The sequence below is a fragment of the Massilia sp. R2A-15 genome, from assembly GCF_030704305.1.
Classification (GTDB): domain Bacteria; phylum Pseudomonadota; class Gammaproteobacteria; order Burkholderiales; family Burkholderiaceae_D; genus JAFCUW01.
Genome location: NZ_CP131935.1, coordinates 2,445,856 through 2,468,935, shown reverse-complemented (window position 1 = coordinate 2,468,935; position 23,080 = coordinate 2,445,856). Strand labels below are relative to the sequence as shown.

The 23,080-nt window shown below is 63.7% G+C and carries 27 protein-coding genes and 4 tRNA genes; 27 read left to right on the top strand and 4 right to left on the bottom strand.

The window, feature by feature from the left end; genetic code table 11:
• Positions 1 to 7: 7 nt before the first annotated feature.
• From Q4S45_RS11295 to Q4S45_RS11175, 25 genes are all read left to right on the top strand, one after another.
• Positions 8 to 994, top strand: a complete 987-nt coding sequence (locus tag Q4S45_RS11295) for a beta-ketoacyl-ACP synthase III (RefSeq protein ID WP_305511967.1) — start codon at positions 8 to 10, stop codon at positions 992 to 994.
• Positions 995 to 1,038: 44 nt separating this feature from the next.
• On the top strand, positions 1,039 to 1,980 hold the full coding sequence (fabD, locus tag Q4S45_RS11290) for an ACP S-malonyltransferase (RefSeq protein ID WP_305511965.1): 942 nt from the start codon (positions 1,039 to 1,041) through the stop codon (positions 1,978 to 1,980).
• 132 nt (positions 1,981 to 2,112) lie between these two features.
• On the top strand, positions 2,113 to 2,850 hold the full coding sequence (gene fabG / locus Q4S45_RS11285; RefSeq protein WP_305511963.1) for a 3-oxoacyl-ACP reductase FabG: 738 nt from the start codon (positions 2,113 to 2,115) through the stop codon (positions 2,848 to 2,850).
• 178 nt (positions 2,851 to 3,028) lie between these two features.
• Entirely contained in the window at positions 3,029 to 3,268 is a 240-nt protein-coding gene (acpP, locus tag Q4S45_RS11280) for an acyl carrier protein (RefSeq protein WP_005666812.1), read from the top strand.
• A 26-nt stretch (positions 3,269 to 3,294) separates the two neighbouring features.
• Entirely contained in the window at positions 3,295 to 4,545 is a 1,251-nt protein-coding gene (gene fabF, locus Q4S45_RS11275) for a beta-ketoacyl-ACP synthase II (RefSeq protein ID WP_305511957.1), read from the top strand.
• Positions 4,546 to 4,678: 133 nt separating this feature from the next.
• A complete protein-coding gene (locus Q4S45_RS11270) occupies positions 4,679 to 5,149 on the top strand; it encodes a hypothetical protein (protein ID WP_305511955.1) in 471 nt (156 codons plus the stop codon).
• Positions 5,150 to 5,218: 69 nt separating this feature from the next.
• Positions 5,219 to 5,827: an RNA polymerase sigma factor RpoE gene (rpoE, locus tag Q4S45_RS11265; RefSeq protein ID WP_305511953.1), complete on the top strand. Its 609-nt coding sequence runs from the start codon at positions 5,219 to 5,221 to the stop codon at positions 5,825 to 5,827.
• Between the two features lie 51 nt (positions 5,828 to 5,878).
• The gene (locus Q4S45_RS11260) at positions 5,879 to 6,196 is read left to right on the top strand and encodes a sigma-E factor negative regulatory protein (RefSeq protein ID WP_305511951.1); all 318 of its coding nucleotides are present in this window, start codon (positions 5,879 to 5,881) and stop codon (positions 6,194 to 6,196) included.
• 249 nt (positions 6,197 to 6,445) lie between these two features.
• On the top strand, positions 6,446 to 7,894 hold the full coding sequence (locus Q4S45_RS11255) for a DegQ family serine endoprotease (RefSeq protein WP_305511949.1): 1,449 nt from the start codon (positions 6,446 to 6,448) through the stop codon (positions 7,892 to 7,894).
• Positions 7,894 to 8,151 carry a glutaredoxin family protein gene (locus Q4S45_RS11250; RefSeq protein ID WP_305512092.1) on the top strand — a complete coding sequence of 86 codons (258 nt, stop codon included), beginning with the start codon at positions 7,894 to 7,896 and terminating at the stop codon, positions 8,149 to 8,151. Before Q4S45_RS11255 ends, Q4S45_RS11250 begins: the two co-directional genes overlap by 1 nt.
• Before the next feature lie 332 nt (positions 8,152 to 8,483).
• The gene (gene lepA / locus Q4S45_RS11245) at positions 8,484 to 10,274 is read left to right on the top strand and encodes a translation elongation factor 4 (protein ID WP_305511943.1); all 1,791 of its coding nucleotides are present in this window, start codon (positions 8,484 to 8,486) and stop codon (positions 10,272 to 10,274) included.
• The gene (gene lepB, locus Q4S45_RS11240; protein ID WP_305511941.1) at positions 10,275 to 11,192 is read left to right on the top strand and encodes a signal peptidase I; all 918 of its coding nucleotides are present in this window, start codon (positions 10,275 to 10,277) and stop codon (positions 11,190 to 11,192) included.
• Between the two features lie 16 nt (positions 11,193 to 11,208).
• The gene (locus Q4S45_RS11235) at positions 11,209 to 11,613 is read left to right on the top strand and encodes a DUF4845 domain-containing protein (RefSeq protein WP_305511939.1); all 405 of its coding nucleotides are present in this window, start codon (positions 11,209 to 11,211) and stop codon (positions 11,611 to 11,613) included.
• 96 nt (positions 11,614 to 11,709) lie between these two features.
• Complete coding sequence (gene rnc / locus Q4S45_RS11230; protein WP_374046093.1) at positions 11,710 to 12,486, top strand: ribonuclease III; 777 nt, start codon at positions 11,710 to 11,712, stop codon at positions 12,484 to 12,486.
• On the top strand, positions 12,483 to 13,388 hold the full coding sequence (gene era / locus Q4S45_RS11225; RefSeq protein WP_305511935.1) for a GTPase Era: 906 nt from the start codon (positions 12,483 to 12,485) through the stop codon (positions 13,386 to 13,388). Before rnc ends, era begins: the two co-directional genes overlap by 4 nt.
• Positions 13,389 to 13,412: 24 nt before the next feature.
• Positions 13,413 to 14,198, top strand: a complete 786-nt coding sequence (gene recO / locus Q4S45_RS11220) for a DNA repair protein RecO (protein WP_305511933.1) — start codon at positions 13,413 to 13,415, stop codon at positions 14,196 to 14,198.
• Positions 14,199 to 14,218: 20 nt separating this feature from the next.
• Positions 14,219 to 14,992 carry a pyridoxine 5'-phosphate synthase gene (gene pdxJ, locus Q4S45_RS11215; RefSeq protein ID WP_305511931.1) on the top strand — a complete coding sequence of 258 codons (774 nt, stop codon included), beginning with the start codon at positions 14,219 to 14,221 and terminating at the stop codon, positions 14,990 to 14,992.
• Complete coding sequence (gene acpS / locus Q4S45_RS11210) at positions 14,989 to 15,378, top strand: holo-ACP synthase (protein WP_305511929.1); 390 nt, start codon at positions 14,989 to 14,991, stop codon at positions 15,376 to 15,378. Before pdxJ ends, acpS begins: the two co-directional genes overlap by 4 nt.
• Before the next feature lie 7 nt (positions 15,379 to 15,385).
• A complete protein-coding gene (gene uvrC / locus Q4S45_RS11205; protein WP_305511927.1) occupies positions 15,386 to 17,233 on the top strand; it encodes an excinuclease ABC subunit UvrC in 1,848 nt (615 codons plus the stop codon).
• Positions 17,234 to 17,434: 201 nt separating this feature from the next.
• Positions 17,435 to 18,019 (top strand): CDP-diacylglycerol--glycerol-3-phosphate 3-phosphatidyltransferase, encoded by a 585-nt coding sequence (gene pgsA, locus Q4S45_RS11200; protein ID WP_305511925.1) that lies wholly within the window; start codon positions 17,435 to 17,437, stop codon positions 18,017 to 18,019.
• 68 nt (positions 18,020 to 18,087) lie between these two features.
• Positions 18,088 to 18,163, top strand: a tRNA-Gly gene (locus Q4S45_RS11195).
• Between the two features lie 75 nt (positions 18,164 to 18,238).
• Positions 18,239 to 18,314, top strand: a tRNA-Gly gene (locus tag Q4S45_RS11190).
• Between the two features lie 47 nt (positions 18,315 to 18,361).
• A tRNA-Gly gene (locus Q4S45_RS11185) sits at positions 18,362 to 18,437 on the top strand.
• 78 nt (positions 18,438 to 18,515) lie between these two features.
• Positions 18,516 to 18,589: transfer RNA gene (locus Q4S45_RS11180), tRNA-Cys, on the top strand.
• 252 nt (positions 18,590 to 18,841) lie between these two features.
• The gene (locus Q4S45_RS11175; protein ID WP_305511923.1) at positions 18,842 to 19,279 is read left to right on the top strand and encodes a hypothetical protein; all 438 of its coding nucleotides are present in this window, start codon (positions 18,842 to 18,844) and stop codon (positions 19,277 to 19,279) included.
• 41 nt (positions 19,280 to 19,320) lie between these two features.
• Here the strand turns inward: Q4S45_RS11175 and Q4S45_RS11170 are convergent, their stop codons facing one another.
• The gene (locus Q4S45_RS11170; RefSeq protein WP_305511921.1) at positions 19,321 to 20,103 is read right to left on the bottom strand and encodes a hypothetical protein; all 783 of its coding nucleotides are present in this window, start codon (positions 20,101 to 20,103) and stop codon (positions 19,321 to 19,323) included.
• 259 nt (positions 20,104 to 20,362) lie between these two features.
• Between Q4S45_RS11170 and Q4S45_RS11165 the strand changes: the two genes are divergently transcribed.
• Positions 20,363 to 20,998, top strand: coding sequence for a hypothetical protein (locus Q4S45_RS11165; protein WP_305511919.1), 636 nt, complete (start codon positions 20,363 to 20,365; stop codon positions 20,996 to 20,998).
• A 171-nt stretch (positions 20,999 to 21,169) separates the two neighbouring features.
• Positions 21,170 to 21,499, top strand: coding sequence for a hypothetical protein (locus Q4S45_RS11160; RefSeq protein ID WP_305511917.1), 330 nt, complete (start codon positions 21,170 to 21,172; stop codon positions 21,497 to 21,499).
• Between the two features lie 11 nt (positions 21,500 to 21,510).
• Here the strand turns inward: Q4S45_RS11160 and Q4S45_RS11155 are convergent, their stop codons facing one another.
• From Q4S45_RS11155 to Q4S45_RS11145, 3 genes are all read right to left on the bottom strand, one after another.
• Positions 21,511 to 22,302: a type 1 glutamine amidotransferase domain-containing protein gene (locus tag Q4S45_RS11155; protein ID WP_305511915.1), complete on the bottom strand. Its 792-nt coding sequence runs from the start codon at positions 22,300 to 22,302 to the stop codon at positions 21,511 to 21,513.
• A 153-nt stretch (positions 22,303 to 22,455) separates the two neighbouring features.
• A complete protein-coding gene (locus tag Q4S45_RS11150) occupies positions 22,456 to 22,686 on the bottom strand; it encodes an oxidoreductase-like domain-containing protein (protein ID WP_305511913.1) in 231 nt (76 codons plus the stop codon).
• Positions 22,687 to 22,731: 45 nt separating this feature from the next.
• A complete protein-coding gene (locus Q4S45_RS11145; RefSeq protein ID WP_305511911.1) occupies positions 22,732 to 23,022 on the bottom strand; it encodes a hypothetical protein in 291 nt (96 codons plus the stop codon).
• Between the last annotated feature and the right edge of the window lie 58 nt (positions 23,023 to 23,080).

Here is a 23,080-nt window from a genome sequence, read left to right as displayed (position 1 = left end):
GCCAGCAATGACTTTGTACAGCAAGATTATCGGCACCGGCAGCTACCTGCCGAAGCAACGCGTCACCAATGAAGACCTGACCGCGCAACTGGCCGCCAAGGGCATCGAAACCTCGGACGAGTGGATCGTCTCGCGCAGCGGTATTTCGGCGCGCCACTACGCCGCGGCGGACGAGTTGTCGTCGGACCTGGCGGTGAACGCGGCCCGCAAGGCGCTCGAGATGGCCGACCTGCAGCCGCAGGATATCGACCTGGTCATCGTTGCCAGTTCGACCCCGGATTTCTACGGAAGTTTCCCGAGCACGGCCTGCATCGTCCAGCAAAAGCTGGGCATGGGCAACCACGGCGCCGCCTTCGACGTCCAGGCCGTCTGCAGCGGCTTCGTGTACGCGGTGTCGGTGGCCGACGCCTTCATCAAGGCCGGCGCCCACAAGAACGTGCTGGTGATCGGCGCCGAAGTGTTTTCGCGCATCCTCAATTTCGACGACCGCACCACCTGCGTGCTGTTCGGCGACGGCGCCGGCGCGATCGTCATGACCGCATCGAGCGAGCCGGGCATCCTGGCCACCAAGCTGCACGCCGACGGCAGCCACGCCGACATCCTTTCCGTGCCGGGCAGCCTGGCCAACGGCGCCATCGCCGGCAGCGGTTTCCTGTACATGGACGGCCCGGCGGTCTACAAGCTGGCCGTATCGGTGCTCGAGCAGGTCGCCAACGAGGCGCTGGAACACGCCGGCATGAAGCCGGCAGAACTCGACTGGCTGGTGCCGCACCAGGCCAACATCCGCATCATGAAGAGCACCGCCAAGAAGCTCAAGCTGCCGGAAGACAAGATGGTCGTCACCGTCGATCAGCACGGCAATACCTCCGCCGCCTCGATTCCGCTGGCGCTCGATGCAGCCGTGCGCGATGGCCGCATCAAGCCGGGACATAATGTGCTGATGGAAGGCGTCGGCGGCGGCTTCACCTGGGGCGCCGTGCTGGCACGCATGTAATCGGCAGCACTGAACAATAACGATCTCTGGAGCACACAGTTTCAATGACTAAATTCGCATTCCTGTTTCCTGGCCAGGGCTCGCAAGCCGTCGGCATGTTGAATGGCTTTGCCGGCAACGCGGTGGTTGACCAGACCGTCGCCGAAGCGTCGGACGCGCTCGGCTTCGACCTCGGCAAGATGATTGCCGAAGGCCCGAAGGAAGACCTCGACCTGACCACCAACACCCAGCCGGTCATGCTGACCGCCGCCGTCGCCGTGTACCGCGCCTGGATCGCCGCCGGCGGCCCGGCGCCAGCCATGGTGGCCGGCCACAGCCTCGGTGAATACTCGGCGCTGGTCGCCGCCGGCGTGATCCCGTTCAAGGACGCCGTGCCGCTGGTGCGTTTCCGCGCCGGCGCGATGCAGGACGCGGTGCCGGTCGGGCAGGGCGGCATGGCCGTCGTGCTGGGCCTGTCGGCCGACGACGTGCGCGCCGTGTGCGCCGAAGCGGCCGCTGAAACGCCGGGCGCCGTCATCGAGCCGGTCAATTTCAACGAACCAACCCAGATCGTGATCGCCGGCCATACCGCGGCGGTGGACCGCGCCTGCGAGATCGCCAAGGCCAAGGGCGCCAAGCGCGCCATGAAACTGGCGGTGTCGGCGCCGTTCCACTCGTCGCTGTTGAAACCCGCGTCGGACCGCCTGCAGGCTTACATGGCCGGCATCGAATTCTCCGCGCCGCAAATCGACCTGGTCAACAACGTCGACGTCGCCATCGTGCGCGACCCGGCCGCGATCAAGGACGCGCTGGTGCGCCAGGCCGCCAGCCCGGTACGCTGGGTCGAAGCGATGCAGTTCATGGCTGACCAGGGCGTGACGCAAGTGATCGAAAGCGCACCGAGCAAGGTGCTGATCGGCATGGCCAAGCGCATCGATGCGCGCCTGGCCGGCGAAGCGCTGGTGGACCAGGCATCGCTCGAGCGCGTGCTCGCAACGCTGAACTGATCTGTCGTTCCTGCGCAGGCAGGAACCCATGCTGAGGCGAACGGAGTCAGCATGGGCTCCTGCCTTCGCAGGAGGTCGTTTCCGCCAGTGGCGGAAACGACAAGCGGTGCATAACTACAATCAAGGACAACAATGAATCTGGAAAATCAAGTCGCGCTGGTCACCGGCGCATCGCGCGGTATCGGCAAGGCCATCGCGCTGGAACTGGCGCGCCAGGGCGCCAAGGTGGTCGGCACCGCCACCACCGACAGCGGCGCGGCCGCCATCTCGGAATACCTGAAGGACTTCGGCGGCAAGGGCGTGACCCTCAACGTCACCGACGCCGCGGCCTGCGCGGCAGCGGTGGCCGACGTGGCGGCCAGCTACGGCGCCCTGACCATCCTGGTCAACAACGCCGGCATCACCCAGGACCAGCTGGCCATGCGCATGAAGGACGAGGAGTGGGACAGCGTCATCGCCACCAACCTGAACGCGGTGGGCCGCCTGTCGCGCGCCGTTCTGCGCGGCATGATGAAATCCAAACATGGGCGTATTATTAACATCACGTCGGTGGTAGCATCGTCGGGCAATCCGGGGCAAATGAATTACGCGGCGGCCAAGGCCGGCGTGGAAGGCATGAGCCGCGCGCTGGCGCGCGAGATCGGCAGCCGCAATATCACCGTCAATTGCGTCGCGCCGGGCTTCATCGACACCGACATGACCAAGGCGCTCGGCGCCGACCAGCATGCGTCCTTGCTGACCCAGATTCCGCTGGGCCGCCTGGGCGCTCCGGAAGACATCGCCCACGCGGTGGCGTTTTTGGCGGGCCCGCAAGGCGCCTATATCACGGGCACCACCCTGCACGTGAATGGCGGGATGTTCATGAATTGATGCAGGTTTTGCTGAAGTGGGGCAGAATTGGCGGGGGCGCCAGGCCCGATTCCAGCAAAATCTCGTCTTTTAGCAGTGCTTTCGGTTGAGTTAACGTCATACGCCGAAATTAGTTCTAGAACGCGCAAACCTGATAAAATGCGCGCACTTTCCGTAACACACACAATGGAGCCATAACATGTCGGATATCGAACAACGCGTTAAAAAAATCGTCGCTGAACAACTGGGCGTTGCAGAAGCAGACATCAAAATCGATTCCTCGTTCGTTGACGACCTCGGCGCCGATTCCCTCGACACCGTCGAGCTGGTAATGGCCCTGGAAGACGAGTTCGAAATGGAAATCCCTGACGAGCAGGCTGAAAAGATCACGACCGTGAAGCAGGCAATCGACTACGCCACGGCGCACGTCAAGGCCTAAGCTTCCGCTAGCACCAGGAGAATCGCTTGAGCCGTTCACGAAACCGTCGTGTCGTCATCACCGGCCTGGGTGCCGTTTCACCTATCGGCAACAATATTGCCGACAGTTGGAGCGCGGCCCTGGCCGGCAAGTCGGGCATTGCCAACATCACCAAGTTCGACGCCGAGCCGTTTTCGACCCGTTTCGCGGGCGAAGTCAAGGGCTTCAATATCGAGGATTACATCCCCGGCAAAGAAGCGCGCCACATGGATACGTTTATCCATTTCGGCATGGCGGCCGGTATCCAGGCCCTGCAGGATTCCGGCATCGAAGTCACCGATGAAAACCGCGACCGCATCGGCGTGATCGTCGGCTCCGGCATTGGCGGCCTGCCGATGATCGAAGAAACCAAGGAAGACTACGACAAGCGCGGCCCGCGCCGCATTTCGCCGTTCTTCGTGCCTGCTTCGATCATCAACATGATCTCGGGCGACCTGTCGATCAAGTTCGGCCTGCGCGGCCCGAACCTGGCCATCGTCACCGCCTGCACCACCGGCCTGCACTGCATCGGCGCGGCTGGCCGCCTGATCGAGTATGGCGACGCGGACGTGATGATCGCCGGCGGCGCCGAGTCGACCGTCTCGCCGCTGGGCCTGGGCGGCTTCGCTTCGGCCCGCGCGCTGTCCTCGCGCAACGACGATCCGGCCACCGCTTCGCGGCCGTGGGATGTCGACCGCGACGGCTTCGTGCTGGGCGAGGGCGCAGGCGTCATGGTGCTCGAAGAGTATGAGCACGCCAAGGCGCGCGGCGCGAAGATCTACGCCGAGCTGCTCGGCTTCGGCATGAGCGCCGACGCCTACCACATGACCTCGCCGGTCGAAGACGGCGCCGGCGCAAGCCGCTGCATGGTCTCGGCGCTGGACAATGCGGGCATCAACGTCGAGCAGATCGACTACGTCAACGCGCACGGCACCTCGACGCCGCTGGGCGACCTGGCCGAAGTGCAGGGCATCAAGAAGACCTTCGGTGCGCACGCGTCGAAGCTGGTGGTGAACTCCACCAAGTCGATGACCGGCCACCTGCTCGGGGGCGCTGGCGGCCTCGAGGCGGTGTTCACGGTGCTGGCGATGCACAACCAGGTCTCGCCGCCGACGATCAACATCTTCAACCAGGATCCTGCTTGCGACCTGGACTTCTGCGCCAATATCGCGCGGGACATGAAGATCGATTACGCGGTGAAAAACTCGTTCGGCTTCGGCGGCACCAACGGTTCCCTGGTGTTCGGCAAGGCGCCGTAACGCGACAGTCCCGCCGGCCTCCCGGCGACTGAACTCCCAGCGCCCATCCTTGTCTCAAGGATGGGCGTTTGACGTTTCAGGCTTCCCTTTTGCCCGGCCATCGCGGTCGAAGCCCGTACCACCTTCCTCCCTTATGTCCATCGCGGTGTCTGCCGTCGTTGTGCCGTCGCGCCTGATGCGCGGCGTGCTGCTGTGCTATGGCGCGGCCAACATGGGCGCCGCGCTGGCCATGGCCGGCGGCGCCGGCAATTTCTCCCACCCGCGGCTGGCCGCCTGCGCCTGCATGATCGCGGCCCTGCCATCGCTGCGCGCGCTGCTCAGCCGTGCAAACGCGCGCCGGATTGATATATCTGGACTCGGCCAATGTCGGCTGACGGTACAACAAGAGAGTGGGGCCACCGATGAGCAAGGCGCGGTCGTGCACTTGTTGCCGGGTTCGACGCTGTGGCCCGGGCTGTTGCTGCTGCGCCTGTCCGGCGCCGACGGCGCGGCCGGTACGTCGCTGGCGCTGTGGCCGGACACTGTCGGCGCCGGACAGTTCCGGCGCCTGGCGGTGGCGTTGCGCGATCTCGCGGTGCGCAAGGAAACCTATAAAAAACTTTGAACTTATTGCAGCGCGCCAACTCTTATACACAAGGAGACAACGCCGCTGCCACCACCGGGGCATGGTTTAGTGACAACCGAACGCGAATTTGACCAGGTGCTGGTCGAGCGGGTACAAGGCGGAGACCGGCAGGCTTTCAACCTGCTGGTGGCCAAGTACCAGCGCAGGTTGATGCGTCTGGTGTCGCGGCTGGTGCACGACCCGGCCGAGGCGGAGGATGTTGTTCAAGAAACGTTCATCAAGGCGTACCGGGCCCTGCGGCACTTCCGCGGTGATTCGGCATTTTATACATGGTTGTACCGGATAGGCATCAACACGGCGAAAAATTTTCTGGTGACGCAGGGCCGGCGCGCGCCGACATCGACCGAATCGGATGCCGAGCACGCCGAGTCGTTCGACGAGGCCGACAGCCTGCGCGACATCAACACGCCCGAATCGATGTTGGCAAGCAAGCAGATCGCGCACACGGTCAATGCCGCGATGGAAGCGCTGCCGCTGGAATTGCGCACGGCCATCGTGCTGCGCGAGATTGAAGGATTGAGCTACGAGGAGATTTCGGAAGTCATGGCGTGTCCAATCGGCACAGTCCGGAGCCGGATTTTCCGGGCGCGCGAGGTGATAGCCGAAAAATTGAAGCCTTTACTCGATTTCCCGGTTGACAAGCGGCGTCAGCCGTAGCAATGATGGCAAGACAGGTGGTAAATTGATCACACGGACGGTGAAAGCACGATGGACACAAACAAGAAAATTCGCGAGCACATTTCGGCCCTCACCGATGGCGAGCTGGCGGCGTCCGACCTCGAGCTGGCGTTCGCGGCCTTGCGCGCGCGCGACGGCGAGCAGGCCTGGGACGCCTACCACCGGATCGGCGACGAATTGCGCGCGCAGGCAACACCCGAGTTGTCCGACGATTTCGGCGAGCGCCTGGCGGCGCGCCTGGCGGCGGAGCCGGCGCCGGCGCGGCGCGGCCTTGTCCACCCGCCCGCGGCCGAAGCGCCGGTAGCCGAGGCGGCGCCCGATTTGAAGAAGGTCGCCGCCACTTCGTGATCTGATTTGGGACGTCAAGTTTTTCTGCAAGGGCCGCGGCCCAACCCCTGGGGGTGCAGCAGGGAATTAGTGAAGCGTAGCTTCGCGCCTGCGGAACGGTCGAGCCTTGCAAGGCTCGATTCCTTCCAGGTCCGGCGGAGCGACGGGGACGCCGAGTCCCCGCCTTTGTCGGCGCCGGGTGAGCTGTCGCGACAATTCCGATTTTTTCGCTTACCATTGCGTCAATTGTCGAACTGATCCCATGACCCCATGACCATTTCCTCTTTCGCCAGCCGCGTCGTTCTGTCTGCGGCCTTGCTCGCCGCCTTTTCCGCGCCGACCGCATTCGCCGCCTCCCAGGTGTCGGTGCCGGTCGTCACCGGCCTGCCCGATTTCACCGACCTGATCGAGCGCGTCGGCCCGGCCGTGGTCAACATCCGCACCACCGAAAAGGTCAAGCTGGGGCAGGGCAGCCCGGGCGACGAGGAGATGCAGGAATTCCTGCGCCGCTTCTTCGGCCAGCAGATTCCGCGCCCTTCGCCGCGCGGCAAGCGCGGCGCCCCGCAGCAGGAGGAGGAAGTCCAGCGCGGCGTCGGCTCGGGCTTCGTCATCTCCAACGACGGCCTGGTGCTGACCAACGCCCACGTTGTCGAAGGCGCCGACGAGGTGCTCGTCACGCTGACCGACCGGCGCGAGTTCAAGGCCAAGGTGCTGGGCGCCGACAAGCGCTCCGACGTCGCCGTCCTCAAACTCGACGCGACCAACCTGCCGTACCTGAAAACCGGCGACTCGAGCAAGATCCGCGTGGGCGAGTGGGTGATCGCGATCGGCTCGCCGTTCAACCTGGAGAACTCGGTCTCGGCCGGCATCATCTCGGCCAAGGCGCGCGACACCGGCGACTACCTGCCGCTGATCCAGACCGACGTCGCCGTCAATCCCGGCAACTCCGGCGGCCCGCTGATCAACATGCGCGGCGAAGTCATCGGCATCAATTCGCAGATCGCCACCCTGTCCGGCGGCTACAACGGCATCTCCTTCGCGGTGCCGATCGACGAGGCGATGCGCGTGTCGGACCAGCTGCGCAAGACCGGCAAGGTGGCGCGCGGCCGGCTCGGCGTGCAGATCGGCGAAGTGGGCAAGGACGTGGCCGAGTCGCTGGGCCTGGGCAAGGCGCGCGGCGCCGAAGTCGCGCTGGTCGAGCCGGGCGGCCCGGCCGACAAGGCCGGCATCAAGGTCGGCGACATCATCCTCAAATTCAACGGCGTGGCGATCGAGCGCAGCGGCGACCTGCCGCGCCAGGTCGGCGGCAGCGCGATCGGCAGCCGCGCGGTCGTCACGGTGTGGCGCAAGGGCGCCCAGCTCGACATCCCGGTCACCGTGGCCCAGCTGGAGGACGAGAAGCCGGCCGCCAAACCGGCGCCGAAGAAGCCCAAGCCCGAAGCCGTCCCGAACGCGCTGGGTCTGCACGTGTCCGACCTGTCCGACGCGCAGCGCAAGGAGCTCAAGCAGGACGCGGTGCTGGTCGACTCCGCCGAAGGGGTGGCCGCGCGCGCCGATGTGCGGCCGGGCGACCTGATCCTGCAGGTCAACAACGTCGAAGTGAAGGACGCCAAGCAGTTCAACGCGATGGTGGCCAAGCTCGATCCGAAAAAGCCGGTGGCCCTGCTGGTGCGGCGTGACACGGTGACCGCCTACCGCGTGATCCGGCCGCGCCAGTGATCCGCTTCACGCTCTACTCGCGCAGCTACTGCCACCTGTGCGACGACATGCTGGCGGCGCTCAAGGCGATGGAAACGGACGGCCGGCGCTTCGACATCGACGTGATCGACGTCGATGCCGACCCGGCCCTGGTGGCGCGCTTCGACGAGCTGGTGCCGGTGCTGTTCGGCGCCGACCTGGCCGCGCCCGAGCTGTGCCATTATTTCCTTGACCACGAAGCGGTCCGCGCCTTTCTGGCAGCATCCGAAAAGCGCTGAGTCACGAGCTCGTCGTTCCAGCGAAGGCTGGAACCCATACTGAGCGGGAGTGCCACGTCAGCATGGGTTCCTGCCTGCGCAGGAACGACGAGTCCCATATCCGTTATAATTATGCAAATTTTTGCATAATTTTAGCGTCCGCCACTCCCGCGTCGCCGTAGAAACCCGGGCTTTCTACCCTGAAATCCGGTAAAATGCGAGGGTCGGAAAAGCTTCTGTCCTGGCAAACAGCTTCTCTCGCTTGATAAGGCGCTCGTCCGGGGAATCGAATATTCCCCCTCGGAGCGCTTTTTTCGTTGCGCCGCTTCACTCTTTTGGTCTTGAATTTGTTAATGAATAACATACGTAACTTCTCCATCATCGCCCACATCGATCACGGCAAATCGACGCTGGCCGACCGTATCATCCAGATTTGCGGCGGCCTGTCCGACCGCGACATGGAAGCCCAGGTGCTCGATTCGATGGACCTGGAGCGCGAGCGCGGCATTACCATCAAGGCCCAGACCGCGGCGCTGCACTACAAGGCGCGCGACGGCGTCGTCTACAACCTGAACCTGATCGACACCCCGGGCCACGTCGACTTCAGCTACGAAGTCTCGCGCAGCCTGTCCGCTTGCGAAGGCGCGCTGCTGGTGGTGGACGCCTCGCAGGGCGTGGAAGCGCAGACCGTGGCCAACTGCTACACCGCGCTCGACCTGGGCGTCGAAGTGGTGCCGGTGCTGAACAAGATCGACCTGCCGCACGCCGACCCGGCCAACGCGATCAAGGAAATCGAAGACGTGATCGGCATCGACGCGACCGACGCGGTCAAGTGCTCGGCCAAGAGCGGCCTCGGTGTCGAGGACGTGCTCGAGTCGCTGATCGCCAAGGTGCCGCCGCCGAAGGGCGACCCGGACGCGCCGCTGCAGGCGCTGATCGTCGACTCCTGGTTCGACAACTACGTCGGCGTGGTGATGCTGGTGCGCGTGATGAACGGCACCCTCAAGCCGAAGGAAAAGATCCTGCTGATGGCGACCGAATCGACCCAGCTGGTCGAAAGCGTCGGTGTGTTTTCGCCGCGTTCGCAGCCGCTGCCGCAGCTGTCGGCCGGCCAGGTGGGCTTCGTCATCGCCGGCATCAAGGAACTCAAGGCCGCCAAGGTGGGCGACACCGTCACCCACGCCGCCAAGCCGGCTGCCGCGCCGCTGCCGGGCTTCAAGGAAGTCCAGCCGCAGGTGTTCGCCGGCCTGTTCCCGGTCGAGGCGAACCAGTACGACGCGCTGCGCGACGCGCTGGAAAAGCTCAAGCTGAACGACGCCGCCCTGATGTACGAGCCGGAAGTGTCGCAGGCGCTGGGCTTCGGCTTCCGCTGCGGCTTCCTGGGCCTGCTGCACATGGAGATCGTGCAGGAACGCCTCGAGCGCGAATTCGACATGGACCTGATCACCACGGCGCCGACCGTGGTGTACGAGGTCGAGATGCGCGACGGCTCGGTCGTCAAGGTCGACAACCCGTCCAAGATGCCCGAGACCACCAAGATCCTCGAAGTGCGCGAGCCGATCGTCACCGTGAACCTGTATATGCCGCAGGAGTACGTCGGCTCGGTGATCACGCTGGCGGTGGGAAAACGCGGCGTGCAGATGGACATGAGCTACCACGGCCGCCAGGTCAAACTGGTGTACGAAATGCCGATGGCCGAAATCGTCCTCGACTTCTTCGACAAGCTCAAGTCGACCTCGCGCGGCTATGCCTCGATGGACTACGAGTTCAAGGAATACCGCGCGGCCGACGTGGTCAAGGTCGACATGCTGATCAACAGCGAGAAGGTCGATGCGCTGGCCATCATCGTGCACCGCTCGAACGCCACCTACCGCGGCCGCCAGGTTGCCGCCAAGATGCGCGAGCTGATTCCGCGCCAGATGTTCGACGTGGCGATCCAGGCTGCCATCGGCGTGAACGTGATCTCGCGCGAGAACGTCAAGGCGCTGCGCAAGAACGTGCTGGCCAAGTGCTACGGCGGCGACATCAGCCGCAAGAAGAAACTGCTCGAAAAGCAGAAGGCCGGCAAGAAGCGCATGAAGCAAGTCGGCTCGGTGGAAATCCCGCAAGAGGCTTTCCTGGCAATCTTACAAGTGGACGAATAAATGAACCTGCAAGTCATCCTGGGCAATTTTGCATTGATCCTGTTCGTGCTGATGGTCATCACGGGCGTGATCTGGTTCCTCGATCTCTTCGTGTTCGCCAAGCAGCGCCGCGTTGCGGCCGACGCCGCGCTGGCGGCCTTCGACGGCCGCAACGCCAAGCTGGCCGCCGACGGCATCAAGACCGACAACACCAGCCGCGCTGCGATCGAGGCCGCGCTGCTGCGCCAGCCGACCTGGATCGAGTACTCGGGCAGTTTCTTCCCGGTCATCGCGCTGGTGTTCTTCCTGCGCTCCTTCCTGTACGAGCCGTTCAAGATCCCGTCGTCGTCGATGGTGCCGACGCTGCTGATCGGCGACCTGATCCTGGTGAACAAGTACGCCTACGGCGTGCGCCTGCCTGTGCTGAACAAGAAAATCATCGACGTCGGCGATCCGCAGCGCGGCGACGTGATGGTGTTCAAGTATCCGAAGGACATGAGCCAGGATTACATCAAACGGGTCATCGGCGTGCCGGGTGATAAAATCACCTATGAAAACAAGCGCTTGACGGTGAACGACAAGCCGGTCGCCTACTCGGACATGCCGGACTACCTGGAGGAGGACAGCCTCGAATTGCGTCAGCAATACAAGGAAGACTTGCCGAACGCGCCACACAGCATCCTGACCATGAAGAACCGGCGTACCATCGACCTGCAGCAGGTCGATAGTTTCCCGAACCGCGAGGCTTGCGTTTATTCCTACGAGAAATTTACTTGTATCGTGCCGGAAGGCAATTACTTTATGATGGGCGACAACCGCGACAATAGCGCGGACAGCCGCTACTGGGGCTTCGTGCCGAACAAGAACATCGTCGGCAAGGCCTTCTTTGTCTGGATGAGCAGCAAGTTCAACCTGAAGCGCATCGGTAGCATTCATTAAGTCGAAAGGGAATCAGATGCAAGGATCGAAACAGGTATTCAATGGCAGGGAGCGCGGCATTTCGCTGACCGGGCTCATTTTTGTGCTGGCCATTCTCGGCGTGCTCGGCATTTTCGCGATGAAAGTGTTCCCGACCTGGGTTGAATACCGTTCGGTCAAGCAGGGCATCGCTTCGGCCAAGGCGGCCGGCGGCAGCACGCTGGCGATGCAGCAGGCCTTCGACAAGAACGCCGAGATCAACGCCGTCGAAGCGATCCGCGGCAAGGACCTGGAATTTTCGCGCGAATCCGGCGACACCGAGATCAGCTTCGCCTACCAGAAGAAGATCCCGATCGCCGGCAACGTCAGCCTTCTGATCGACTATGCCGGCAGCACGGCGCCGAACGTTGCGGCGCCGGCCGCCGCTGCCGCCGCCAAGTAACAACCGGACCACACGACCATTCGCCCAATGAATCTTCAGTTATTGCAAACTCGCTTAGGTTACACGTTCCAGGATGCTGGCCTGTTGCAGCAAGCCTTGACGCACCGTAGCCATAGCAGCGTGCATAACGAGCGGCTGGAATTCCTTGGCGATTCGATCCTCAACTGCGTGGTCGCCTCGGTGCTGTACGAGCGCTTCACCGCGATCGACGAGGGCGACCTGTCGCGCCTGCGCGCCAACCTGGTCAAGCAGCAGTCGCTCTACGAAATCGCCCAGAAGCTCGAACTGTCGCAGTTCCTGCGGCTGGGCGAGGGCGAGCTCAAGTCGGGCGGTTTCCGCCGTCCGTCGATCCTGGCCGACACCCTGGAAGCGCTGCTCGGCGCGATCTTCCTCGATTCCGGCTTCAACGCCGCGCGCGACGTGATCCGGGCGTTCTACATCCCGATCCTCGATTCGGTCGATCCGCGTACACTGGGCAAGGACGCCAAGACCCTGCTGCAGGAATTCCTGCAAAGTAAAAAAATCTCGCTGCCGACCTACAACGTGGTGGCGACCCACGGCGCCGCGCACAGCCAGGAATTCGAGATCGAATGCCTGGTGCCCAAGCTTGGCATTCAGGTCTACGGCCGCGGCGGCAGCCGCCGCGCCGGCGAGCAGGCCGCCGCCAAGCTGGCGCTCGAGGTGGCCGAGCAGGCGCTGATGAAGTCGCCGGCCGCCGCACGCAAGGCCAAGCCGCGCGCCGCCCAGCTCAAGCTGGCCGGCATCGCCACCATCCAGAGCGACGCCGAAGCCGCCCCAGCCCCCGCCAAGGCGGACGGCAAGGCCGAGGCCAAGGCATCCAAACAAACGCATCCAGAAACGAAGTCGGCATGAATACCTCCAGCAGCACCCCAGATAATTTCCGTTGCGGCTACATCGCCATCATCGGCCGCCCCAACGTCGGCAAATCGACCCTGATGAACGTGCTGATCGGCGCCAAGGTGTCGATCACCTCGCGCAAGGCGCAGACCACTCGCCACCGCATTACCGGCATCCAGACCATCGACGACGCGCAGTTCATCTACGTCGACACGCCAGGCTTCCAGACGCGCCACTCGAACGCGCTCAACAAGACGCTCAACAAGACCGTCACCAACACGCTCATCTCGGCCGACGTGATTCTCTACCTGGTCGAAGCGGGCACCTTCGGGCCGGCCGACCAGCAAGTGGTGGACCTGCTGCCGAAGGAAGTGCCGGTGATCCTGGTGATCAACAAGTCCGACCGCGTCAAGGACAAGGCCGCGCTGATGCCGTTCGCCCAGCAGATCGCCGCCAAGCACGACTTCGCCGCCGTCGTGCCGGTGTCGGCCAAGCTGCGCTTCCAGGTCGATGCGCTGCAGGGCGAGATCAGGAAGCTGCTGCCGGAGAACGCGCCGATCTTCGGCCCGGACGACATCACCGACCGCAGCGAGAAGTTCCTCGCCGCCGAGATCGTGCGCGAAAAAGTGTTCCGCCTGGTCGGCGACGAGCTGCCGTACACCAGCACCGTGCTGATCGAGCAGTTCGAGCAGGAGGGCGACCTGCGCCGGATCTTCGCCGCCGTGCTGGTCGAGCGCGACACCCACAAGTCCATGCTGATCGGTAACAAGGGCGCGCGCCTGAAAGAAATTTCCACCCAGGCGCGCCTGGACATGGAAAAGTTGTTCGGCGGCCCGGTGTACCTGGAAATCTGGATCAAGGTCAAATCCGGCTGGGCCGACAACGAAGCCGGGCTGCGCGCCTACGGCTACGAATAAGGCAGCGCCCGACTGCGGCCGCGCATGGACACCCTCGACGCCGACCTCGCCATCGCCGTGCCGGCCGCGGCGGCGCCGAAACGCAGCCGCGCCTTGCCGCGCGACCGCATCAACGGCCAGCCCGGCTTCGTCCTGCACAGCTATCCCTACAAAGAAACCAGCCTGATCGTCGACATGTTCACGCGCGAGTACGGGCGCATCGGACTGGTTGCGAAGGGCGCCAAGCGCCCGCACTCGAAACTGCGCGGCGTGCTGCAAACCTTCCAGCCGCTGTCGACCTCGTGGAGCGGACGCGCCGAGCTGCGCACCCTGATCGACGCCGAATGGGTCGGCGGCATGCTGCCGCTGGAGCGCACCGCGCTCCTGTGCGGCTTCTACCTCAACGAACTGCTGGTCAAGCTGATCGCGCGCGACGACCCGCATCCTGCCCTGTTCGACCACTACGTCGCGACGCTCAATCAGCTGGCGCACGGCGAGCCGGCGCAAATCGTCTTGAGAAAATTCGAACGGGCCTTACTTAAGGAGACGGGCGTCGCGGCCGACCTGAGCCGCTGCGCCGGTTCGCGCGATCCGATCGAGCCCGGCGTCGAATACGTCGTCGATCCCGAACGCGGCCCGCGCGTGGCGCGCCTGTCCGACACCTGGCCGGCCGTCGATGGCCAGACCCTGCTCGACATGGAGCGCGACGACTATGCCGATCCGGTGACGCAGGCGCAGGGCAAGCAGATGATGCGCTTCCTGCTGGCGCACCAGCTGGGCGGCGCGCCGCTCAACACGCGCCAGATCCTGATCGACCTGCTGCAGTTATAACCACAACAACGGCAATTACCATGAGCTACCTGCAACCATCCGGCCCGGTCATCGACCTGGGCGTCAACATCGACCACGTGGCGACGCTGCGCAATGCGCGCGGCACCGTCTATCCCGACCCGATCCGCGCCGCGCTGCTGGCCGAGCAGGCCGGCGCCGACGTCATCACGCTGCACCTGCGCGAAGACCGCCGCCACATCAAGGACGCCGACGTCGTCGCGATCCGTCCGCAGCTGGTCACGCGCATGAACCTCGAAGCCGCGGTGACCCAGGAGATGATCGACTTCGCCTGTTCCGTCAAGCCGCAGGACGTATGCCTGGTGCCGGAGCGGCGCGAGGAAGTGACCACCGAAGGCGGGCTCGATGTGATCCGCTACTACAAGCAGGTCGAGGCGGCGGTCAAGCAGCTGCAGGGCGAGGGCATCCGCGTGAGCCTGTTCATCGACCCGGACGAACTGCAGATCGGCGCCGCCGCCGACCTGGGCGCCCCGGTGATCGAGCTGCACACCGGCCGCTACGCCGAAGCCGAGGGCGACGAACTGGCCCACGAACTGGGGCGGATTCGCGCCGGCGCCCGCTTCGGCGTGCAGCGCGGCCTGAAGGTCAACGCCGGCCACGGCCTGCACTACACCAACGTGCAGGCGATCGCCGCGCTGGAGGACATCGGCGAGCTCAATATCGGCCACGCGATCGTCGCGCATGCGGTGTTCGCCGGCTTCGAGAACGCGGTGCGCGAGATGAAGGCGATCATGGTCGCCGCGCGCCTCGGCGTCGCACTGGGCCGCGCACAATGATCTACGGGATCGGCACGGACATCGTGCAGATCTCGCGCGTCGAGGCGGCGCTCGCGCGCAACGAGCGCTTCGCCGAAAAAATCCTCGGGCCGCAGGAACTGGAGAAGTTCCACGCGCGCCGCGCCAAGAATGAAATCCGCGGCCTGCGCTTCCTGGCCACGCGCTTCTCGGCCAAGGAAGCGTTTTCCAAGGCCGTCGGGCTGGGCATGCGCATGCCGATGACCTGGCGCTCGGCCCAGATGCTCAACGCCCCCAGCGGCAAGCCGGTGATCGTCTGCAGCGGCGCGCTGGAAGAATTCATGCAACAGAATAAACTGAGTGCACAGGTGACGATCAGCGACGAAGCCGATTACGGCGTCGCCTTCGTCATCGTCACGCAAGGCTGAAACCGCAATGTCAGAAGTGAATCCCGATCCGCGCGCCCAGGTGCTCGCGACCGTCTCCAAGCTGCCCAACCTGCCGGGCGTGTACCGCTATTTCGACGCGGCCGACGCGGTGCTCTACGTCGGCAAGGCGCGCGACCTGAAAAAGCGCGTGTCGAGCTACTTCCAGAAGAACTTGTCGAGCCCGCGCATCGCCATGATGGTCGAGCGCATCGCGCGGCTGGAGACCACGGTGACGCACAGCGAAGCCGAAGCGCTGATCCTGGAAAACAACCTGATCAAGACGCTCAAGCCGCGCTTCAACATCCTGTTCCGCGACGATAAATCGTACCCGTATCTGAAGATCACTGGCGGCGACGTGCCGCGCATGGCCTACTACCGCGGCGCGCTCGACAAGCGCAACCAGTACTTCGGGCCGTTCCCGAGCGCCTGGGCGGTGAAGGAATCGATCCAGATCCTGCAGAAGGTGTTCATGCTGCGCACCTGCGAGGACAGCGTGTACTCGAACCGCACGCGTCCCTGCCTGCTGCACCAGATCGGCCGCTGCAGCGCGCCGTGCGTGGACCTGGTCACGCGCGAGGACTACCGCATCGACGTCGAAAACGCCGGCAAGTTCCTGCGCGGGCGCCAGAGCGAAGTGATGGCCGACCTGGAAGCCAAGATGCACGGCTTCGCCGAGCAGCTCAAGTTCGAGCAGGCGGCCGCGGTGCGCAACCAGATCCAGTCGCTGTCGAAGGTGCTGCACCAGCAAAGCATGGAGACGACCGGCGACGCCGACGTCGACATCATCGCCGTGGTGGTGCAGGGCGGGCGCGCCTGCGTCAACCTGGCGATGGTGCGCGGCGGGCGTCACTTGGGCGACCGCGCCTACTTCCCGACCCAGGTGGCCGAGGCGGTGACCGAATCCTCCATCGAAGTCGAAGTGCTGGCGGCCTTCCTGGCGCAACACTACACCGAGAAATTCATCCCCGGCACCCTGATCCTGAATATCGAATTCGACCAGCCGGCCTTGATGGCGGCGCTGGCCGAGCAGTGCGGGCACCGCATCAACCTGATCTTCCAGCCGGAGAAGCAGCGCCGCCAGTGGCTCGAGCTGGCGCAGAAGGGCGCCGAGATCTCGCTGGCGCGCCTCTTGTCCGAGCAGGGCTCGCAGCAGTCGCGCACGCGCGCGCTGGCCGACGTGCTGGGGCTCGAGACCGAAGACCTCGACACGCTGCGCATCGAATGCTTCGACATCAGCCACACGATGGGCGAAGCGACCCAGGCGTCGTGCGTGGTGTTCCATCATCACGCGATGCAGAACGGCGAGTACCGCCGCTACAACATCAACGGCATCACGCCGGGCGACGACTACGCGGCGATGCGACAGGTGCTGATGCGGCGCTACGAGAAAGTGGCCAATGGCGACGGCGTGATGCCCGACGTCGTATTGGTCGACGGCGGCAAGGGACAGGTCGAGATGGCGCGCCAGGTGTTCGCGGAGCTGGGCCTCGACATCAGCCTGATCGTCGGCGTGGCAAAAGGGGAGGGGCGCCGCGTCGGGCTCGAGACGCTGATCTTCGCCGATGGCCGCGCGTCGCGGGAGCTGGGCAAGGAATCGGCGGCGCTGATGCTTGTCGCGCTGATCCGCGACGAGGCGCACCGCTTTGCGATTACCGGCATGCGCGCCAAGCGCGCCAAGACGCGCCAGACCTCGAGCCTGGAAGAGATCGAAGGCATCGGCGCCAAACGCCGCCAGCGCCTGCTGGCGCGCTTTGGCGGGCTGCGCGGCGTGGTCAATGCCAGTGTCGAAGACCTCAAGTCGGTCGAAGGCATCTCGACCGCGCTGGCCGAAGAAATCTACAAGCAGTTGCACTGAGCGCGCCGTCGGGGTCTGGTCCTGCGAACCTGACCCCATTTTTGTATTGACGCCCTCCACAAACAGGCCAATGGGGACTCGGCGTCCCCGTGGCTCCGCGGGACCGGACTCCAACATATCCACGCCCCAACTGGTTTAAACAGCAATACCACGGTAGACTAGCGGCGCAAGCATTTCTAACAGTAAACCAGTTCACCCCTTATGCCCTTCAACATTCCGATTCTGCTGACCTGGTTACGCGTAGCGCTCATCCCCCTCGTTGTCGGTGTCTACTACCTTCCCATCCACTGGCTGCCGCGTTCCGACCAGGACCTGGCCGCGACCCTGGTATTCATCATCGCCGCCGTCACCGACTGGTTCGACGGCTTCCTGGCGCGGCGCTGGAACCAGACGTCGGCGTTCGGCGCCTTCCTCGACCCGGTGGCCGACAAGCTGATGGTGGCCGGCGCGCTGCTGGTGCTGGTGCACCTGGACCGGGTCGACCACTTCATCGCCTTCATCATCATCGGCCGCGAGATCGCCATCTCGGCGCTGCGCGAGTGGATGGCGCAGATCGGCGCCTCGCGCTCGGTGGCGGTCAGCTCGCTGGGCAAGATCAAGACCGCGGCGCAAATGACGGCCATCCCGATGCTGCTGTTCCACGACATTGTCTACGGCTTCGTCGACACGCAGCTGCTCGGCACGGCGTTCATGTACATCGCCGCGGTGTTGACGGTTTGGTCGATGTTTTACTACCTGCGCCTGGCCTGGCCGCTGATCAAGGAAAAGTCGGCGGCGCTGGATTGAAAAATCGTCACCCCGCATCCTTGACACACCGGCTGGAACCTCTATAATGCGTGCCTGTTGTGAACGACGCGGGAGTAGCTCAGTTGGTAGAGCGCAACCTTGCCAAGGTTGAGGTCGAGAGTTCGAGACTCTTCTCCCGCTCCAGAAATTTGGAGCAAACGTCGAAATGTTGTCCTTGAAAAAAAACACCTTTTCAGCGATAATAGCTGTCTTGCAAATGCGGGAGTAGCTCAGTTGGTAGAGCGCAACCTTGCCAAGGTTGAGGTCGAGAGTTCGAGACTCTTCTCCCGCTCCAGTGCTTCACTGGCGCATGCAGGTAGTGGTAAAATGCAGGACTCCAATGCGGGAGTAGCTCAGTTGGTAGAGCGCAACCTTGCCAAGGTTGAGGTCGAGAGTTCGAGACTCTTCTCCCGCTCCAGAATTCTAAAAGGGAAGCCTGGCTTCCCTTTTTGTTAGCGGCCCCCGGCGGGCTGTTCAGCAAAAACAGTATATCCTCGGCGAGGTAGCAAAGAGGTTATGCAGCGGCCTGCAAAGCCGTTTAGACGGGTTCGATTCCCGTCCTCGCCTCCAGCATCGAAAAAATAGCCCACCTTTGCGTGGGCTATTTTTTTGCCTTCGCGGACTGCCCGGCGGCTGTCGTCGCTGAAAATTTTTCCTGGAATTTTTGTCGTTTTATGCACCGAGGATATGTGGTCGCTGCTTCCGGGTTTATGATGATCATGATTTTTCGCCAAGAGCCAAGGCAATTTGGATGTCATTGTCCTCGGCTCCTCCTGCGATCCGAGAAGTGTCGAGTGAAATTCCAACCCGGAAGGAATCACCATGCCAGTCTGCACAACCCTTGGCTGCGACAATGAAGCGATTTTCGCCCCGACCTGCGCCATGTGCTCGTTAGGAAAAATCCCCGGTCCGGAAGAAGTCGGCCGAAGTTCGCGGCCGAAAGCGCTGGCAGTTGTGGCGGTAGCCCAACCCAAAGCTACCTTCATGGGTACCCTCGCCAACGCGAACTGGGACCGGGAATCAAAATCGGCCGAAAAAATAGCAGGAAATCCTTCGTCCGGCGATGGCGCCACCACGACCGTGGGCGGGCTGGCACTGCATCACATCACAACGCCGCGCGCAAATTATTCAATCTGGTTCCGACGTACCAGCGGTCATGAGATTGCCGTCTACGGCGTCGGGAAACACGTGGGCAGAGACAATAAAAAATATTCGATCGAGTTTTACGACGGTTCCACCAAGAACGTCACGCTAAGCTGAGTGCAATCGCCAGGGCCCGGCAGGACTGCGGGGTGGGCCATTCAGCGCGGGCTGGTGCAGTGCGTGGTGTACGGGTCGACCAGATGCACGCCGTCCGGGCGGCGGTTTTCCTCGATGTGAAACACCACCGCGGGGGCGCCCGAGCGGTCGTTCTCCAGCGTGCCAAGCGCGCCCTGCCACGGGCCGGAACCCAGGCGGATCTTTCCGCCCGCTTCGCGCGTAAAGCGTCCTCGTCCGCCGTTGCCGGTGGTGTAAGTTCCGGAAGGGTCGAGGGTCAGGCTGACCAGGTTCGAAAAACGCAGGCTGTACTGGTTTGTCTCGCCCCATTTGACGCCGATTTTCGGCTCGTTGAAGGCGCAGGTGAGCTTCCCGCCCGGCAGGCTTCCCGAAGCTGCCGCGACCGGAGCGCCGCCTGCAAGCGTAAAGTTCGCCTTGGCCGTGCCGTTCTTCAACTGGCCGTCGGTGAAACTTTCGAAGCGGCCCTCCATGCCCGTGCTGTCGCACTTGCCGCCAAACTCGGCGCGGTTTCGGCCGCTCTCCATCCTGAAATAGCAGCGCCCGTTTTCGAGGTAGCTGCGCTGCTCGAGCAGCGGGCCGGCGATGCTGGTGCCGGCGATCGTAAACGTCGCCGTGCCCGTGAAATGCCCGTCTTTCAGGATTGCCTGCACGCTGAAGGCGCCGGCGTTGTTGTCGCGATCGGTCACCTTGCCATCGACCGTCACGGCGCCGCTGTTGGGCGTGAGCGGTGCGGCCTGCGCCATGGCCGCGGCAAGCAGTGCAGCGACTGCGCAGAGGGAAGGTAGCGAGGCAGGTTTCATGGACATTTTTTCCACGGTCAGGGTTTGGCGGGATTTGCCCGCTGAACATATCACACAACAAATACCGCCTCAAGCCGGGATGGCCCTTGGCGGCTCGCACAATGCGTTATGCGAAATTTTGCATAACCGGATTTTCCTATGATCTTGATCAAGGAGTGGCGGTGCCGCGCTTGAGACCAGTAGGGCGCCGGGGCAAACTGTGCAGTCGGCAAGCGAGGGATGCGGGTTCGCTTTGCCCCAACAGTACATTCTCGAGGGAGTCGTGGTGAAGGCAGAAAATACCGCCGTGAAACCGTCGACCGCGAATGGCGCGTTCAGCGCCCTCGTTTTCGCGGTGCTCGGATGGGCCGTGCTCGAGACCCAGTTGTTCGGTGCGCCTGCTGGCTTGAAGGCGCATCTGCTGGCCTCGGCGATGGGCTTGTCCATCGCCGCCATTGCATTGTGGCGTTGCCGGCGGATGTGGCCGCTATTTGCCGACAGCGCCCCCGGAATCCAGGGCGGAGCGCGCACTCGCTTCGACAGGAACGATGCCGCCGGCGCTGCCGCGCTGCTTGCTGCCGGCTGCGGCCTCGGGTTTTCGGCCAGCGCCGGCTCGGTGGTACTGATCGTGTTCTGTGTCGTCGCGTTCGGCTCGGCCCCCTGGCCGAAAATCGGTTTCTGCCGCCGGCATTTGTATGGCGCGTGCACGGTGCTGGGCGCGGGTGCGGCGCCGGTGCTGATGGCGAAGCAGGGAACGCAGCATCCCTTGTTCTATCTGCTTTGCGCGTGGATGCTATGGTCCGCTGCGCTGCTGGCGTTGCTGGTCACGTGGAAGCAGGGCGCCGCACCCCAATCGCCACCTGGCCCGCCGGCGGTGCGCGAGTTTCCCCAACCGGCGGACCATTTGCCGGAACACCAGTAACCGGGCGATTTTTCGTAGGACTGATCCTACATTGCGCCAACCTCCCGTCCGACTGCGGCTGGTCGGAACGCTGGGTAAAATCGTGCAGCCCGGCAACATCAGTCAGCATCGTCCCGGGCAGGCACGCATCACGCATCCCGCGCGCGATTCATCATCAAGAAGGGCCCAGCATTGGAAGAGAGCCGCACTCATTCGAGCAAACTCATGCACGAATTTGGGTCGATCACGAACGCGTCGGTCACCGCGTGGACGCCCGTGGTGATGCTCGATATCTCTTTGCAGTCCATCAGTTTTGCCAGTTCGGAGCGCCTGCTCCCAGGAGACACGCATCCGCTGCGCTTCACCCTGCCGGGAGCGCCCAGAATGCATTTTGCCTCCGTGGCGCTGCTGCCTTCCACTGCGCCGGCCGAACGCGGCGGGTATCGATACGCCGCGAAATTCGTCACGCTCGAGCCCAATACGATCGATCACATCGTCCGGTTCCTCGGCGAAACCGCGTGACGCCGGACCGATCAAGTCTGCGTTGCCCGCCCCAGGCGCGCCGCCTTGCTTTCGCTAAGCTCTGCCTCCGCATCGGTGTCGTGTTTGCCGCGCCGCCGGCGATTGGCCGCCACCACGCTCACTCCGACCAGCGCGAGCCCCAGCATGGCGCCGAGCGAAGGTGACGCCAGCCAGCGCAGGGGCTGGCCCGGCATCTCGGACGGCTCCTCGGGCTGAGGGTCGGAGTACCCTTGGCGAAGCACCCCGCGATTGTCGGGCTCGCCGACGAAGAACGGAATCAGTTCCCGGATCAGCGCCTCGATGTCTTCGGGGCATCTGCTGGACAGCCAGTTGGCGTCGCGCACGACTTCCTCGTTGAGCCAGGTTGCGCCGGCATTGACCATGTCGTCCCGCACGCCTGGCCATGAGGTCAGGGTGCGGTTCGTCGCCAGCCCGGCCGATGCGAGCACCAAGGATGCCTGGGACATCGATGCGATCGGCCTGCCGAGGGCGTTCACGGCCCGCACGAAATCGCGGGCCGGAGCGGACTGGCGAAGAAGGTCCGGGCTGATATACCCGCCGGGGATCAGGAGGCCGTCGTACTCGTGGGCTCGGGCGTCGTGGACTGTCTTGTCGACCGGGAAGAGGTCGGCCGGCTGGTGCACATCCATGCCGCGTATCCTTCCCGCGTGCAGCGAGACGATGACGACCTCCGCGCCTGCCTCCCTGAGCGCCGCGGTGGGCGCAACCAGTTCCATCTTCTCGAAGCCGTCCGCTGCCAACACGGCAATCCGCTTTCCAGCCAGTTTTTTGGGCGCGTTCATATCTCCTCCGTGGACCCTCCATTTCTACAGAGTTGCCCGGTGAGTGTTTAGTTCCGGGAGGATGACGTCGCCGCTGCGGATTTATCGCCGGCGGGAGTTTTCTGAAAAAGGCGACCGCGCGGCCCGCGCTTTTATGGGAACGATGCGCATCGCTCAAGGTGGGGCTGCGTCGGGATGGCGCGCCAGCCATGCGGCCAGCGCCAGCTCGTAGCGCTCCATCGCGGCGTCGTACAAATCGAATACACAGGGCGTGCAACCGCTCCGGCAGCAATCTTCCAGCTCCGGTTGGCGCGGCGGGCGCGGACGTGCATCGGGCCGCTCGCTGCGCGAGCCGTCCGATTCGTTCGATGCGGCTTCAGGTGATAGCGAAGGCTTCGGCTTCATCCAGCTATTGTAGCCGCGATGCCCGCCACCGGTTTTCGGGACCGGTCAGCCCTTTTTCTCCATCATGGGCGTGTCGCCTTCGGGCGCCTTCTTGTCCATGTTTTCCTTGTCCATGTCCTTGTGCATCTTCTTGTGCGCCTTCCTGTGCATCTTCTTGTGCGACTTCATGGTCCCCATGTCGGCCTTGGTCGGCTGGTTCGACGACAGGTCCTGCGCATGCTTCTCGATTTCGGCGATCTTGGACGGGTCGGTGCTCTGGGTCACTGCGGAGCTTTGCGCTACCGCCATCCCGGCCAGGGAAACGAGGGATGCAAACAGCCAGATTTTTGCTTTCATGATTGCCTCACAAAAAAGTTTATAGTTGTCGGAGATTGCGTCCACAAGGCCACGTGGA